The 287-nt window shown below is 68.6% G+C and carries 1 protein-coding gene; it reads left to right on the top strand.

The features are described 5' to 3' along the window. Positions 1 to 58: 58 nt before the first annotated feature. The coding region (locus EN846_RS34660; RefSeq protein WP_281036170.1) for an enoyl-CoA hydratase-related protein at positions 59 to 287 on the top strand (229 nt) is incomplete at its 3' end.

The raw sequence follows: 287 nt of genomic DNA on the forward strand, positions 1-287 counted from the left end.
GATGAATACCCTCAGTGCCGTTCAGGGACGTGATTTCTCACTGCTGGGCCAGGCCCTGATGCGCCAGATCGAGCGGATGCCCAAGCCGGTCATCGCGCGCGTGAACGGGTTTGCGCTGGGCGGCGGCCTGGAACTGGCGATGGCCTGCCACCTGCGCATCGCCGCCGATACCGCCAAGGTCGGCCAACCGGAAATCAACCTCGGCCTGATCCCCGGCTTTGGCAGCAGCCAGCGCCTGCTGCGCCTGTGCGGCCGCGCCGCCACCCTGGAGCTGTGCCTGCTGGGGG

Origin of the sequence: Mesorhizobium sp. M4B.F.Ca.ET.203.01.1.1, assembly GCF_004791025.1 — a bacterium.
GTDB classification, from domain to species: domain Bacteria; phylum Pseudomonadota; class Alphaproteobacteria; order Rhizobiales; family Rhizobiaceae; genus Mesorhizobium; species Mesorhizobium abyssinicae.